The organism is Vibrio sp. TRT 2004, from assembly GCF_050113735.1.
Lineage (GTDB): Bacteria > Pseudomonadota > Gammaproteobacteria > Enterobacterales > Vibrionaceae > Vibrio.
In genome coordinates, this window is sequence record NZ_JBNJOH010000014.1 from 13,807 (window position 1) to 29,104 (window position 15,298).

Here is a 15,298-nt window from a genome sequence, read left to right on the forward strand (position 1 = left end):
TAAGGGAGCTATTGGCTCCCTTTTCTCTACTATGTACCAAGAATGAGTAGCGGAAGTTGAAGCAGTTGGTCACCCGTTGAAGCAAAGAACCAAATAATTCCAATCAAACTTGCCACTAAGCCGACATACCAAACTGCGGATACAATCTGACCATAACGATCGAGCGGCAATAAGTGACTATGGTGACGACCACGCCACTCAAATACGATCTCTAACATGCCCATGATGAGTAAAAAACCAAATAGCGTTAGGCCAAGTGAGTAACTTAGTACCACGCCACCAGAGGCAGCCGCGGTACATAAAACAATACCCGCAACGCTGTTCATCGAAAAGCTGATGCTTTTTAACACGTGCCCGCCGTCGAGAGGCAAAATCGGCAACAAGTTAAATAGATTTAGGAATGCATTGAACACCGCTAGACCCGCAAAGAACATTTCGCCTGTGATCAAATAAATCACTAACAGTACGACAGACAAAATCAATCCAAACATAGGCCCCATTATCGAGATAACGACGTCCTGCCAACGGGTGTTTATTTTCTCATCACTCAGAGCCAATCCACCGAGAAATGGCACTAGGTAGATACCCTTGGTTTTCATACCGAAGTATTTCATCGCTTTAACATGCCCATACTCATGAAAAACCAGACAAGCAATCAAAGCGAGCGCAAATTGAAAAGAGAACAACCAGGAGTAAGCTGCAAGGCTAGCAGAGGCAAGAACAACTTTAATCAACTTGGCGCTCTTGATCGCTTTCATGCCTAGCGAGATTAATCCTATAAGGCTAAAACGCCTTTCTTGCGGCGGTGGCGTATACGGGACTTGTTGCTCGATGTCCTTGGTGTTACGACTGCCCTTAGCGATAACTTCCCCATTTGCACTGGCTTGGAAGTCCAAAGTGAAAGGTTGCCACACCAAGGTCGCTTTTAATCGGCATTCAAGCGTTTGTTCACCATTCATTAGCGTGAACATATGCTCCGTATCCCTTCCACGTTCACAATCCGCATCGAGCTGAGAGACAAGCTGATTGTTCCAAAACAATTGTTGCCAGCCAGCCATAGAACCTTCTAGACGAAGGGGCTTGCCTAAGAAATCAATGGATAGTAATTCCAACTTCCGTGACCTATTAATTTGAAATAAAGACGCGCTTGATTATGCCTATTGAGACTAAAGAGGTAAAGAAAATGCTAACAATGTGACATTGTCACACAACGTAAGCTATTGACACGATGCATTTTGTTACTCGATTGATTACAAAAGTCAGTATTTGGCAATTTTACAGAGGGAAAACCTTTGCTATTCCCAATAGCCCTTTCATTTCGATGGATAAAGTGCATAATAGCCGCGTTATTAACACCTAATATATGTGAGTCCATTATGTCTTCTGAAGCTACTATGCTAGAACGCTGCCAATCTAAATGTGAACTATGTGCTGCTGATGCACCATTAACGGCATACGCTGTTCCACCGCACAGCCACGTGACAGTAGATTACGGCATCATGGTCTGTGACAAATGTCTGGGTGAAATCGATGAGCCAAAAGACATTAACCACTGGCGTTGTCTAAACGACAGCATGTGGAGCCAGGTACCGGCTGTTCAGGTAACGGCTTGGCGTCAACTAACTCGTTTGAACTCAGAAAGCTGGGCACAAGACGCGCTAGACATGATGTACATGGAAGAAGATCAAATGAACTGGGCAATGACAGGTATGTCGGCTGATGACAAACCTCTTGATTGCAACGGCGTTGAACTTAAAAAAGGTGACGACGTAACAGTTATCAAAGACCTGCCAGTTAAAGGCACTAACCAAGTCATCAAGCAAGGCACGGTTATCCGTGGCATTAGCATCGGCGATGATCCTAAGCTTGTTTCTGGTAAAGCGAACGGTGGTCAATCTATGTACGTTATCGCAGAATACTGCCGTAAGAAGTAATTCCCCCGAGTACGAAAAAAGCGTTCAAATGAACGCTTTTTTTATTTCTATGTACAGATAAAAAAAATGCCTGCAACATGGCTAGCATTTCTTCTAATATTTCTATTAGCGGTATAGACCGATATCTTTTTGCATATGACCAGACAAATCAGTCGCGTATTGCGTACTTGGTTCGCTGTTATCTGTAAATAGAATATCTAGTAGGTGTGCAATCAATCCTTTGAAAGAAACCGAGTAGGTTTTTTTATCCATAGAGATAGGTGCTTCGATAGTACCCATTTGCATTGCTTGTGCCATGATTGCCTCTCTATAAACTGCTTAATTCGTTTTGTTGCGCTAATGATAGGCAATATTTTTTCGCGCAAAAAATGACAATTTTTGGATGTTCACATTAGATTTTTTAATAAAACAACCCATTAACACCCTGCGTTTTATTTAATCCAGATTAAGTAAATAAAAAACCGTAATTTGCCACTTATAATGAATACTTAGTCAGTCACAGTGGTGTATCCCGTTTTGGTATCACAAATATTTTACAACATTTCGCATTTCAAAACGGGATGTTACTCGAAAACTAATTAGTTTATTTATTGGTAGTCACAATGATTTGTTCTGGGTCATTTCTCTGTTTCATGATCGAAGCCACCACAGCTACCGTCATCGTAACCAACAATACGCACAACGAGACCGCTGTTGGTATTTCCCATGCCGAACCTACTAACATCATCTTAATGCCGATAAACACCATGATGAAGGACAGCGCAGGCTTGAGATAGATAAACTTATCCATCATGCCCTGCAATACAAAGTAAAGCGAGCGTAACCCAAGAAGTGCAAATACATTTGCGGCTAATACAAGGAAAGGCTCTTGCGTGACTGCGAAGATGGCTGGGATGGAATCGAGAGCAAACATAACATCCATAAAAGCGATAACCGCGATAACGATAAACATCGGCGTTGCAATGCGCTTACCTTGCTCTACAACAGTTAAAGCATTACCAGCAAACTGGTCACTGACTGGGACGAATTTGCGGATAATGCGCTCTGGTAATGGGTTAATTTCCTCATCGCCTTTATCACGCGCCAATTGGATACCGGTCCAAATCAAGAATAGAGCAAATACATACAGTATCCAGTGATATTGAGCGAGCAGTTGAGCCCCTACTGCGATCATAATTGCACGTAAGATCAACGCCCCAATCACACCCCATAGAAGCGCACGTGGACGAAGATGCTCAGGGACCATGTATTGATGGAATATGATTGCAAACACAAACAGATTATCAACACTCAGAGACTTCTCTAACAAGTAACCGGTGATGAATGAGACGGTTGCTTTTTCCGGCGTGTATAGACTGCTAGGCGCATAGAGATCCCAGAACAAGTAGATAGACGCAGCAAAAAGAAAAGCAAATGCAAACCAGAAGATGCTCCAGATTGCGGCTTTTTTGATGGTAATTTTCCCACCACGAGTTTGCCAGATATCAAGGGCAACCAGTGAAAGGATCAGAATGCCGAAGCAGATGTAAGTAATAGGGGTCATATGTCCTCCAAATGCGGAGGGATCAACAGAGTCATGAAATGTAACGATCCCAACCGCAAGCAAACAATTCACCTAACTTTTTTATGTTAAGTGCCATTTGATTACGTTGGTCTCGTCGAAATAATCCCGATGGATTCCATCAGAATTACTTATACTTACCGGAAAGATAGAATCTAACGAGATGACGATAAGTAAACCAGAGGCGACTACTCCCCAAACAAGGCGGATTCTATGCCTCAATCAGGCATTCGTCCATAGCTAAATTCGAAAAGGAGCAAATTTACTTGCTCCTTTTGTTTGGTGCCCTGTGGTGTTCGTTGTGACGGTTAAACGCCACCCACAGGAATAAAGTAAACTAATGCAGACCATACGCTAATCCAGCTAATGACCACTGCAACGTCTATCCAATCTTTACTCCACATAATACCCCCTTGAGTATTATTGATACATAGCATGAACCCAAGGAGTAACTAGCAACCTTTGTGCCATTGAATAGAACTGATTTCGGGCTGTAGACGATTGAGCGTTTGCGGCTTATCTTCCAGCAGTCGAATGAAGCAGTCGGCCATGGAGACTGAGGTTATAACCCCTTCATCTTCCATATTCAAAATCGCGTCGTAACCTTCTTTACCTTTCATCGTATATGCCGATGAAGAACCGTGATATATACGCTGGTGGTCAACTGGCTGCCAGTTGCCACTCGAATCTAAAATCATTAAATCCTGTATACGCTTACCGATTTCCGCCTCAGACAGATAAGTAAAGCGCAGATTATGTGTGTAAGGAAATGAGCCATCCCCTGTCCCTTCAACACCATTGTTTAGCGCGTTATTAATTGCCCCTTCTAAAATGAGCGGCAAGTATTGACCTTTAATTTTGTAGATACCGATCGGTACGGCAAATGGCAGTAGCTTACCTGCCACATCCGCAACAGATACGTTTCCCGCATTAAGTGAGTTCCTCACTCCTCCGGCATTATGGAGCGCAAAATCTACGTCGTACCCCATCTGGGTCATCTTGTAATGGAATGACTGTGCTACCAAAGGGGCGAGTTGACTTGGGCCTTGCTCATCTGGGACGCGGATGTGACGCAATTTTCTATCGGCTGTCGCAATATCTTACCTTGTAAAGCCACCACCTGATTACGATACTTCTCTTGCAACACCGTCTGGAGTGCAGGATCTTTTTTACACACAACAACATTTGGATGTACGTGAATAAACTCACGTGCTTGTTGATATGGTGTGTCGTCATGAGTTTCGCTCATGCTGGCATCAATAAACAGTCGTCGACCAAGGAGTAGCTCATTTTGACCGTTGAATGAGATCAGTTCACCATTGGCCGCAAACTCCAAGTCGCAATGACCAAGGCTCAAGGCATGATAGCCCGCTTGTACTACGTAGGTTTGATTGACTTTTACGCCATAATCATCGTCTTTGGTTAAACCTAAATCACTGAAATCCCCCTGCAAGCGATGACTATGTCCGCCAACAATCACACTGATGCCATCGACATGGTTGGCGAGATCTAAATCGGCTTCGTATCCCATATGACTGAGCAAGATAATCTTGTTGATTCCTGCGAGGTGCATCTGTGCTACCGTATTTTTTGCCGTTTCAATCGCGTTAATAAAGGGCGTGTCCCAGTCTGGATTTGAGATGTCGGCCATCTTGTCGAGCGCTAAAGAAAAAATAGCAATCTTATCGTCACCAAACGGTTTCTCTATCCAACCAGCGCTATGAGTGACGGCGTTATAGCTCACCACCTTTGGATTGATTGACAGCCTATGTGCCTTATTGAGGGATTCGTTACTTAGATCCCAATTGCCAGCAAGCAGCGGGAAATTAATCTGAGTTGCAAACTGAGCGACGGGTTCATTGCCCATGTCTAGTTCATGATTGCCTAACGCCATCGCATCAATATCTAAGCCGTTAAGCATGGTGGCGTTTGCTTCTCCCTTAAACAAAGAGAAGTACAGGGTCCCTTGAAAGCAATCTCCCGCATGAAGAAAAACAAATTCTTGCTCTTGAGATTGTGCCTCTTCACGCAACTGTTTTACTCGCGTGGCGATACGAGCAAAGCCCCCGGCACTAACATAGGGCGCTAACGAGTGTCCATCGACATTGATAGATAACTGAAGAGATGTAGGTTCAAAATAGGAATGTGTATCATTGATGTGAGCTATCCGCAGCCGTGTTGTTTTATTTTTTTTATCTGTCATATCTTTTCTCTCTTTTCCGCTACATCCTACCTTATCCAACATGACAGATTCATTATATTTCACATTTATATTGAGAACGATATGTCATATACATCTGAATGTATGATGACGGTCATAGTTATAAAACGAGTTGAGATTGATGTCAGGTTAAGACTTTGTGAGCTAAATGTCTGCTATGTCAGCATTTTTCTATTATGCTTATCATAACAACAGTCATTGAGGTCACTCTATGAAGCTAGAGCGAATTGAGATTTCCGGGTTTCGTGGAATCAAACGTCTTTCAATCGCATTCGATGAACTCACCACCCTCATTGGTGAAAATACTTGGGGTAAATCATCACTCCTAGACGCGCTTTCTGTTTCACTCCCACCAGAGGGCACACCGTATAGTTTCGAAATGACAGACTTCCACGTCGATTATTCCATCGCCCATCCCCAGACTCAGCACCTACAAATCGTACTAAGTTTGGTTTCTACTGATAAAAACGAAATTCACGCAGGTCGCTATCGAAAGATCAAACCCGTTTGGGTTGAAGACGAACAAGGGGTTCATCGTATTATCTATCGATTGAGTGCATCACGTGTGGCGTATGATATCGAGACTAAGTACAGTTTTCTCGATATCGAAGGAAACCCATTGCCGTTGCATCACTCCGAAAAGCTGGCACAAGAACTGATGAGTCTCCATCCTGTTATTCGACTCAAGGATTCACGTCGTTTTGAACGCCCTATTCACAACGGAAACAGTGTCAGTTCCCGTGTAGAGAAACGGATAGACAATACTTGCCGCCGTTTAATGGCGATTCCCGGCCACGTCAACAAAGGTGAAATGCGTAGTAGCCTGAATTCAATGAATGCCTTAGTCGAACACTACTTTTCTTTTAAATCCAATTCACGCAAGAATCCACGCAAACAGCGTGATGGTATTTTCTTTAATGCGCCTCAAGGTACCAAAAGTATTTCTCAGGTAGTTGAGGAAACAAAAGACAAACAAACTCGCTTGCTGTTTATGGGGCTGTTAAATGCCTATCTTCAAGCAAAAGGCCCAACGACACTAAGACGTTGCGCTCGCCCACTGTTGATCATTGAAGATCCAGAAGGCCGTTTGCACCCTACCCACCTCGCGCGCGCATGGGGTTTACTGCAACTTTTACCTATGCAAAAAATATTAACAACCAATAGTGGCGAGTTACTTGGTCAGGTTCCATTATCCAGCATTAGACGCTTAGTTAGACAGTCGGATCGTACTATTACCACTTACTTGTCTGAGCAAGGATTTGGCCGCGACGATTTGCGCCGCATCGGATTCCATATTCGTTTCCATCGCTCAGGTGCGCTGTTTGCTCGGTGTTGGCTATTGGTTGAGGGCGAGACTGAGGTGTGGCTATTTAACGAATTGGCTAACCAGTGCGGCTACAACCTCGCCGCGGAAGGCGTGCAAATCATCGAGTTTGCTCAGTCAGGTCTAAAGTCGCTGATCAAAGTTGCCAAAGCATTTGGAATTGACTGGCATGTTGTAACAGATGGCGATGCCGCCGGTAAAAAGTACGCAGCCACCGTTAAAGCTCAGTTGGGTCATGACCAAGAGCGACACAGACTCACCGAACTGCCGGATCGAGATATAGAGCACTTCTTGTATAACAATGGATTCGAGCCGTTTTTTAAAAATATGGTCAAGATTCCACTAGATCACCCTATTCCCGCGAAAAAAGTCGTCACTCGAGTGCTGAAAAAATACGCCAAACCGGATCTCGCGCTCGCCATCGTTTCCCACTGCGAAACCAAAGGTAACGAATGCATTCCAATCTTATTACGCTGGACATTGAAGCGTGTCGTCACAATGGCAAATGGCAACACATAAAAAAGCGGCATCTATAACTAGATGCCGCGTATCAAAAAATACTGATACAAATCAATCGGGGGTTCCTGAACAGCTTCGGTATAGCAGTCAGGATGGTTATCTAAAGCTAAGAACGCGCTTGTAAACGGCTATTAGCCTGAGATTGGTTCAACTTCTGATGAAGCCACATGCCGCTCGCTTTCATTAGGTAACCAAAAATGCCACCTAAAATCAGGGAAGGAATCACTAGCTTCCAGTTACCATCGGCTGCAAAGGTTGCGCATGAACCAATAAAGGTGCCAGGGATATAACCGAGCCAAGCTTGTTTCGCCTGCACACACATCAAAAATGCAACAAGGGCTGTAATCACGTAGCCAAGGATTTCCAGTGAAGCGAATTGAGATGCGTAAATGATCACCATTGCCCAAAAAACGCCACTCATATTAGTTATCAAACTAACTGATAACCCTTTTATTCCGTCGTTTGGCGACGCAAAATAGCTAGTACAGCCCAAGAAACCTGCCCATGAAAGCAGCCCTAGAGAGATAGCTACCCACCCCCAAAGTCCGGATAAAATGCCTGTTGTAAGTGAAATTGCGACTAGAGTGCTCATTACGCCTCGCTCGGTGTGTTTAACCACACATCAAAAGTTCAAGTAAGCATACTAGGCAATTTCACGCCAATAACACACAACGAAGATCACACAATTAATAATGAAATTGCATTAAAAATCATTAAACTTGTGACGTAATCGATATTTCAACAGTTTTAGTTAATAAGGTGCAGGGTCGTTGGCTACAACACTGACGGTTTGCCTTTCATCATGCGTGCCCCTTCTCGCTTAATGCACTCGACAAGCGGGTTTTCAATCATGTCGGCTCGCCATATAAAAGAGAGAGTCCGCTCCATACTGAGTTCTGGGACATTCAGAGCGACAAGCTGACCACTTTCAATGAATCGCTCAACATCAAGATAGGGTAAACAAGTAAGATATTGACCGTTTTCAACCATACTGCGAAGCACTGGAACGTGTTCGTATTCACGCCATACATCGAGATCTTCAATCAAATGGTGTATCGAACTGTCAAAAATCATTCGTGTCCCGCTGCCGTGCTCTCGCAATACCCAACGAGCCTGCTCAAGCTGTGCCAAGCTCACTGTTTCATGGCGAGCGAAAGGATGATGAGCAGCAGCAACCACTGTGAGATGATCCCGGCACCAAACCTCCTGATGCAAGCGGTTGTCATCACAACGTCCTTCGATGATACCCAGGTCATATTTGTAGTCGAGTACACCCTCGATAACGCTGTCGGTACTTTTGACGTTAAGTGAAATACGCATTTCAGGAAAAGAGTTATCAATAATACTGATAAGGTCAGGCACCAAATGTTCTGCTGGTGTTTGGCTTGCGCCAAGCTTAACGTGGCCACTAAGTAAATGCTGTTCATAGAAGCCCATTTCAATCTGTTGAGCATCTTGCAAGAGGCGTTTTGCTTTGGGGCGAAGCCACATTCCCCAATGGGTCAGAGCCATCTGCTTTCCTTGGCGCTCAAAGAGCGGACGGCCGAGCATCTTCTCCAATTGAGCCAAAGACATGCTTGTCGCAGACTGAGTTAATGCGAGTTTATCAGCAGCCAAACTGACACTGCCGGTATCGGCAACTGAATCAAATACTGCAAGCTGTTTTAATGAATATCGCATAGCGATCCAATCCTTTGCTATTGATGGTGTTTTCTACACACATTACTACGTTCAAATGTCAGATTGACCCGACATATACGCAAACCGTTTCATTTTACGCTCCTGCCACGGCATATCAATATTTTTGATGTGGTTTTTAAAAATTATCAATTTTACCTCTAGTGCTCCTGACCCTAATCTGGTTGGGCAGTGGTGAGTTATTCGCTGCATACACACAGGAGGAGATTTATGCAGTACACGTTGAGGAGCGGCTATGTCATCAACTCAAGTCAATAATCAGTACTTTTCGCCCATCGAAATGATGGCCGAAGCTGAAAAATTTGCGTTAAGCAAAGCCAAAAAGAGCAGCGGCATGACGTTAAGCCTAGCGATTATGGCTGGCGCGTTTATCGGTCTGGCATTTCTGTTTTACATAACAGTCACAACAGGCAGTGCTGACAGTGGTTGGGGGTTAAGCCGATTAGCTGGAGGCTTGGCCTTCAGTATGGGGCTCATTCTCATCGTCATATGTGGTGGAGAACTGTTTACCAGTTCAGTGTTATCGAGCATCTCTTGGGCCAATAAACAGATTAGCTTTACCAAGATGATCTCTATCTGGGGCAAGGTCTACTTCGGTAACTTTATTGGTGCAATGCTGCTGTTGATCATCGTCAGTGCCGCTGGCATGTATCAATTGGATCAAGGTCAGTGGGGATTGAATGCGCTCAACATTGCTCAGCATAAACTACACCACACCACCATCCAGGCATTCGCATTAGGTGTGTTATGTAACTTATTGGTTTGTCTAGCAATATGGTTAACGTTTAGCAGTGCAAACGCAATGACAAAGGCAGCAATGACCATTATGCCTGTTGCCATGTTCGTCTCAAGCGGCTTCGAACACTGCGTAGCCAACATGTTTATGGTGCCATTGGGGATCGTTATCCAGAACTTTGCTCCCGATAGTTTTTGGCAACAAGTCGGCGTATCAGCGACACACTATGCAGACCTAAACGTTAAGCAATTTGTCTTCGCCAACCTGATTCCAGTGACACTTGGAAACATTGTTGGGGGAGCAGTTTTGGTGGGACTTGCGAACTGGGGAATTTATCGCAGACCACATCTAAAAGCAGCCAATGTATCGGCCATTACAACAACTCAGTTAAATACGGTTAAGGAACTAACTATGAACAACAACCTAACGGCTAAAGACATTATGAATAGCGCGCCGGTCGTACTACGCGCAGACATGCCAACTCCAACAGCGATCGACACTCTTTTAGACAACCATCTTGCCAGTGCACCCGTTTGTGATATCGAAGGTCGTTTAGTAGGTTTCTTCTCTGCACATGACGTGATGGTCGACCTATGGTGTCAGGATTACATTCCAACGAGCGATCAAAAAGTGGTTGATTTAATGTCACGCGAAGTTATCGCTATCGATAGCAAAGACAAACTGGTTGATATCGCTGAATTCCTTTGTATCGACAAAGAACAGCTATACCCAACAACGAGCATGGGGATGGCGACTCGCTTCACCACACTCTCTTTAGAAGAGCGTGCGAAATCGATGAAAGTAAACCAACCGCATGTACTGCCTGTTCTTGAGCAAGGTAAATTGGTCGGTGTGGTCTCACGAGAAACTGTTCTTGCCGCACTGCGCCCTATTTACGGTGAACGAGTGAGCATCGTTGAACAACGCCATCTAGAAACAGCGTAAAAGACAGAATAACAACACGTTGGCTAGAAGTTTTGGTCGGGAAATAAGTCGCTTGACCAAAAAAAGCCCCTTAGCTCAGGCTAAGGGGCTTTTTTGTCACTTCCGCTGCTGGTGTTATTTCTTAACACCTTCAACGTGCAGTTCCATGTCTACATAACTTGATGCACCCATCACTGCGATATTGAAGTCTGCAAGCTCAAGACGCGTTGTGCCGTAGAAGCCAGCACGCTCATTACCCCAAGGATCTTGACCTGCACCAATGAACTCAGCGTCAATTGTAATTGGCTTAGTCACACCGTGAAGATTCAGTTCACCATTTACAGCCAGTTTGCCGTCGCCTTTATCAACAACACTGGTACTGGTAAAGGTTGCTGTAGAGTACTTAGAAGCGTCAATAAAGTCAGAACTACGAATATGTTTATCACGCTCTGCATGGTTCGAGTCTAAACTTGTCGTATCAACATTTACCATTACTTTTGATGCCGCTACGTTAGCAGGATCATAAGAAAACTCACCATCGAACTTGTTAAAACGACCTTTGATAAAACTGTAACCTAGGTGGCTTACTTTAAAGTTAACTGAAGCGTGAGCACCTTTAGTATCGATCATGTAATCTGCTGCACTCGCACCAAAAGGCAATGCCATAACCATAGCCAGTCCTGCAGCAAAAATTGTTTTTTTCATTATGAAGCTCCTATCATCTTACGTAGCGTGTTGTTTTTCACGTTTTTGATAACGTTGTGCACGTAATAACTAGTTTATGCCTAGCATTTTACGTAACGTATTGTCTTTATTAATAAAGTGGTGTTTTAAAGCTGCAATTGCATGAACAGCAGCAAGAATAATGAGTGCCCAAGCCGTATAGAAATGAACCTGACCAGAGATATCTGCCTGATTTTCAAACAGAGCCCCTAGCGCGGGTACACTAAACCAGTTGAAAACGTCAATCGCTCGGCCGTCTTCCGTCGAAATCAAATATCCCGAGACAAACAGCACGATAAACAGAACGTACATCGCCATATGAGCCAATTTGGCGCCAATGATTTCTAGCGGGCTGCCTTCAGTTCGTGGTGACGGCGTCACTAATTTCCATACAAATCTAAAGATGGTTAACCCTGCTAGCAATAATCCAACTGATTTGTGCCAGTGCGGTGCGGTCTTATACCACTGACTGTAATAGGATAGATCGACCATCCACAGTCCGACGCCGAACATGGCGATAACCACAATCGCTGACAACCAATGGATTGCTCTTGCTACTGGGTTGTAATTTTTTACGTCTGATTTCATTCAACAGCCCTATACCTTAGCGTTACTTTTGTGCTCTTTAGACTACATTTCCCGTCTTTCTTGCAACAGATTATTTACTATTCTTTACTTTCACGACATCCGTTGGTGTTGATTAAGTCGTTCAAAAAATTTGAAGGAACTTAATAATCACTCAATTGCTCGGCTTGATAGATTTCATCGCCAATATCTAACATTCTTCTTTCCATTACCGCTTGCGCATCAGATAGGCCTTTGTTGTAAAAAGCGCCACCAAAATTCTTGGTAATAAACTCAAGCAGAAATTCACTATCGAATTGTCCAATTTCAATATCAAGTTCGTCTTCTAAGTAGTTCTGAAGCCGCTGCGCCATCGCCTGTTTTTGTTGTGATGTAAATTCAATCTTAGACATAAACCCCTAAAGCTCCTCAAGTTTTAATCGATTAAGTGTAACGAAACTTTATCGCAGCATGTTAGTCTAGTTACGCTTAGTGCTTATTATGGAGAGATTGATCTTGTTATTGGATGTATTAGTACAGAGCGTCAACGAATTTCAGGCTGACTGCATGGCGTTATGTGAAAAGCACTACCCAACAATTCACAATAAGGGGATGAACGAGCATCATTTGGGTTTAGCCTTTGCGCGTCGTCTTTCACGCACGCTGAATGAGTTTGGTCATGACTACGACTATAAGTCTCTTGATACGGTAAACAACATCGATCTTCCCCATCACTATCGAGTCAGTTCAGAAATAGGCACGGTGTGGATTTTGACTTCTCACCTTGTTAGCGCTGGGCCTTCATGTCGTAAGAAGCTGTTTAAAACCATAGCCCATTGGCAAGAAGAGTATGGATACGCCGTCCAACCGAACGATCTATTACTATTACTTACTGACCATTGGATAACGCGTAGCAAACAGAGTCGAGAGTTACTACATTGGTGGACAGGCCAATTACCAGACGAGATAGATGAATACCGTGTTCAGGGGATCACTCTGTATGAAAGTGAATCTCTACTGGCTCAATCTCTAGAACAGCATTTTAGCCTCAGCCCTTATTTCGTAAAGTTTACCCATCCATTAAAGCGCGCTACGGATAAACAGCTGGTGCGTAAATACATTCAGCTCTATTCAGTCATACAACTTAGTTAAACGCCGTCATGTCATCGTAAGGTCACGTTCTCCAACAATACTACTCCCTCTTTGTCGAGATAAAGAGGTTGAAGTGAAAGCTCTTAAACGCTACCAGTACGAACGATACGCTATTTTGTGTAATCTCGCCTATCGTCCTGCCATTAGGCAAACTCAATTTGGTTTTTCGCCTAGAGGACAAAGGGTTATCCATAACCGCTTTGGTCAGCCAATGATTCGTGTGCTGTGGAATGAGCAACAAGAAGAAGTCATCGTTGTCATTAAAGGGTCTCACAATCCCTACGACTGGTTACTCAATCTCGCGATTTGGAAAAGATCGCCTCATGATCATACCCTGTTGCCATACGCAATTCATGCTGGCTACTTCTATTTGCTTAATCAAGAGAGCAATCCGAATAAAAACAGTGACCATTTAGGAACCACAGTTATAGATAAACTGCTCGACGTACTCTCCCCACTCATTGAACAAGGTAAACGGGTGACTTTTACAGGGCACTCTTCAGGGGGAGCTCTGGCTTGTGTTATGGCTGATTGCGTCGAGCGAATGCATCCACATAGGATCAAACGAGTAGTGACATTTGGCCAGCCAGCGATAGGGGGTGGTTCTTTTACCCGACACTATCTACTCTCCCATAAAACCTATCGTATTTGCTGTGATCTCGATGTCGTTACTTTCTTACCCCCTATCCCTCTAGCCTACCGTCATGTGGGTAAGTTGCTCTGGCTCTATAATGGAAAAATTCACGAAAATACACCAACGATACGCCGGCTTGTGCTATCGATTATTTCTTGGGCAATACGCCCTTTTTCCTATCATTTGATGTCCAAATATATTCGCAATAAAGATTTTTTTGACGAACGATAGTATCGCCCGCTAATTTCCCCTCTAGCGTGGACAAAAACGCATCAAACCATGTTTACTACTTAGCCACTAATGACAAAACGTTCAGTTAATCTGTCTGCTAGTAAACGATTAATTAACCAATAGTTGGATATGCCTTCAAAATTCGAGTCTTTAGCCCAAAGTTTAATTGACAGATTTACGGCCGTGTCAATATTATGTCGCAATGTTGAGAACAACCCACTGTGGTTAACTTTGTCGATTATCGAGGTCTATTGTAGGTATGATTCTATCCACTAAGCAGCAATTTGTGGATTGCCTTTCCATCAATGAAAATTCGCAGTACGTCGGCACTTATAAAGACCTAAAACTCAATAGTGTGTTCCAACCGATTTTCGACCGCCAGGACCAAGTTATCGGTGTTGAAGCTTTGGTAAGGATTCACCGTGAAGGACATGGTTGCGTCCGCCCTGATCTCTTTTTCCATTCTGACCAGACTGACTTTGATGACAAGATCAATGTAGAGCGTTTAAGTCGAGTCATTCACATTCGAAACTTTGCGCGTTCAAAATACCGTCATCTGCAACTCTTCCTTAATGTCCTCCCGTCCGCTGGGGAATATCTCGCCATCGAAAGTATTGATTCTTGCTTGCTAAATCAGCGTCTCAAAGCTCTTGAGCTAAGTAGCTCGCAAATTGTCATGGAAGTGATTGAACTCGCTGCATCGAGTGAAGAGAACCTGCGCCGAGCGATGGACAAACTTGCTGAGAATAAGTTCACAATCGCGGTAGATGACTATGGTATAAATGCCTCAAACCAAAAGCGGGTTGAAGCGTTAAGACCCGGAATAATAAAAATTGATCGTACATTGATGCTATCGTGCATGGACGGCGATAAAAGTGGCTTGCTGTCTAGCATTAACCTTGCAAAAAAACTCAATGCAAAAACGGTAGTTGAGGGTATTGAGACTCAACAGCAGCTTGATGCAATGCGTCAGTTAGAGATCGATATGTTCCAAGGGTATTTTCTCGCAATGCCGGCTCCACTAGAGGCCATCCATCCGTTCGCAACACACAACTTTGAGGAATTGAGTAAGTAAAA

The 15,298-nt window shown here is 43.9% G+C and carries 14 protein-coding genes and 1 pseudogene; 6 read left to right on the forward strand and 9 right to left on the reverse strand.

The window, feature by feature from the left end:
- Positions 1–29 precede the first annotated feature (29 nt).
- The gene (locus tag ACQEXR_RS07970) at positions 30–1,112 is read right to left on the reverse strand and encodes a site-2 protease family protein (protein ID WP_427020084.1); all 1,083 of its coding nucleotides are present in this window, start codon (positions 1,110–1,112) and stop codon (positions 30–32) included.
- 264 nt (positions 1,113–1,376) lie between these two features.
- Here ACQEXR_RS07970 and ACQEXR_RS07975 point away from each other — a divergent pair, with 264 nt between their 5' ends.
- Complete coding sequence (locus ACQEXR_RS07975; RefSeq protein WP_138973568.1) at positions 1,377–1,934, forward strand: PhnA domain-containing protein; 558 nt, start codon at positions 1,377–1,379, stop codon at positions 1,932–1,934.
- 105 nt (positions 1,935–2,039) lie between these two features.
- On the opposite strand, the gene ACQEXR_RS07980 is transcribed toward ACQEXR_RS07975, so the two are convergent.
- The 3 genes and pseudogenes from ACQEXR_RS07980 to ACQEXR_RS07990 all read right to left on the reverse strand — a co-directional run bounded on the left by ACQEXR_RS07980 (position 2,040) and on the right by ACQEXR_RS07990 (position 5,698).
- Complete coding sequence (locus tag ACQEXR_RS07980; RefSeq protein WP_138973567.1) at positions 2,040–2,231, reverse strand: hypothetical protein; 192 nt, start codon at positions 2,229–2,231, stop codon at positions 2,040–2,042.
- Positions 2,232–2,517: 286 nt separating this feature from the next.
- Entirely contained in the window at positions 2,518–3,477 is a 960-nt protein-coding gene (locus ACQEXR_RS07985; protein ID WP_427020085.1) for a TerC/Alx family metal homeostasis membrane protein, read from the reverse strand.
- Between the two features lie 470 nt (positions 3,478–3,947).
- Positions 3,948–5,698 (reverse strand): annotated as a pseudogene (locus ACQEXR_RS07990) (bifunctional metallophosphatase/5'-nucleotidase).
- A 229-nt stretch (positions 5,699–5,927) separates the two neighbouring features.
- Between ACQEXR_RS07990 and ACQEXR_RS07995 the strand changes: the two are divergent.
- Positions 5,928–7,559: an ATP-dependent endonuclease gene (locus ACQEXR_RS07995; protein ID WP_331416604.1), complete on the forward strand. Its 1,632-nt coding sequence runs from the start codon at positions 5,928–5,930 to the stop codon at positions 7,557–7,559.
- Positions 7,560–7,665: 106 nt separating this feature from the next.
- On the opposite strand, the gene ACQEXR_RS08000 is transcribed toward ACQEXR_RS07995, so the two are convergent.
- Together ACQEXR_RS08000 and ACQEXR_RS08005 are read right to left on the reverse strand one after the other, a co-directional pair.
- Positions 7,666–8,151 (reverse strand): DUF1097 domain-containing protein, encoded by a 486-nt coding sequence (locus ACQEXR_RS08000; protein ID WP_427020086.1) that lies wholly within the window; start codon positions 8,149–8,151, stop codon positions 7,666–7,668.
- 182 nt (positions 8,152–8,333) lie between these two features.
- On the reverse strand, positions 8,334–9,239 hold the full coding sequence (locus ACQEXR_RS08005; protein WP_138971231.1) for a LysR substrate-binding domain-containing protein: 906 nt from the start codon (positions 9,237–9,239) through the stop codon (positions 8,334–8,336).
- Positions 9,240–9,492: 253 nt separating this feature from the next.
- On the opposite strand from ACQEXR_RS08005, the gene focA reads away from it, so the two are divergent.
- On the forward strand, positions 9,493–10,938 hold the full coding sequence (gene focA / locus ACQEXR_RS08010) for a formate transporter FocA (protein ID WP_426951321.1): 1,446 nt from the start codon (positions 9,493–9,495) through the stop codon (positions 10,936–10,938).
- A gap of 114 nt (positions 10,939–11,052) precedes the next feature.
- Here focA and ACQEXR_RS08015 read toward each other — a convergent pair whose 3' ends face one another.
- The 3 genes from ACQEXR_RS08015 to ACQEXR_RS08025 all read right to left on the reverse strand — a co-directional run bounded on the left by ACQEXR_RS08015 (position 11,053) and on the right by ACQEXR_RS08025 (position 12,617).
- Positions 11,053–11,622 carry a YceI family protein gene (locus tag ACQEXR_RS08015; protein ID WP_427020087.1) on the reverse strand — a complete coding sequence of 190 codons (570 nt, stop codon included), beginning with the start codon at positions 11,620–11,622 and terminating at the stop codon, positions 11,053–11,055.
- 69 nt (positions 11,623–11,691) lie between these two features.
- Positions 11,692–12,228, reverse strand: coding sequence for a cytochrome b (locus ACQEXR_RS08020; protein ID WP_426951318.1), 537 nt, complete (start codon positions 12,226–12,228; stop codon positions 11,692–11,694).
- 140 nt (positions 12,229–12,368) lie between these two features.
- The gene (locus tag ACQEXR_RS08025; protein ID WP_427020088.1) at positions 12,369–12,617 is read right to left on the reverse strand and encodes a DUF2164 domain-containing protein; all 249 of its coding nucleotides are present in this window, start codon (positions 12,615–12,617) and stop codon (positions 12,369–12,371) included.
- Between the two features lie 103 nt (positions 12,618–12,720).
- Between ACQEXR_RS08025 and ACQEXR_RS08030 the strand changes: the two genes are divergently transcribed.
- The 3 genes from ACQEXR_RS08030 to ACQEXR_RS08040 all read left to right on the forward strand — a co-directional run bounded on the left by ACQEXR_RS08030 (position 12,721) and on the right by ACQEXR_RS08040 (position 15,296).
- Positions 12,721–13,356 carry a hypothetical protein gene (locus ACQEXR_RS08030; RefSeq protein WP_138971237.1) on the forward strand — a complete coding sequence of 212 codons (636 nt, stop codon included), beginning with the start codon at positions 12,721–12,723 and terminating at the stop codon, positions 13,354–13,356.
- Positions 13,357–13,429: 73 nt separating this feature from the next.
- Positions 13,430–14,221, forward strand: a complete 792-nt coding sequence (locus ACQEXR_RS08035) for a lipase family protein (RefSeq protein ID WP_427020089.1) — start codon at positions 13,430–13,432, stop codon at positions 14,219–14,221.
- A 259-nt stretch (positions 14,222–14,480) separates the two neighbouring features.
- Complete coding sequence (locus tag ACQEXR_RS08040; protein ID WP_427020090.1) at positions 14,481–15,296, forward strand: EAL domain-containing protein; 816 nt, start codon at positions 14,481–14,483, stop codon at positions 15,294–15,296.
- Positions 15,297–15,298 lie beyond the last annotated feature (2 nt).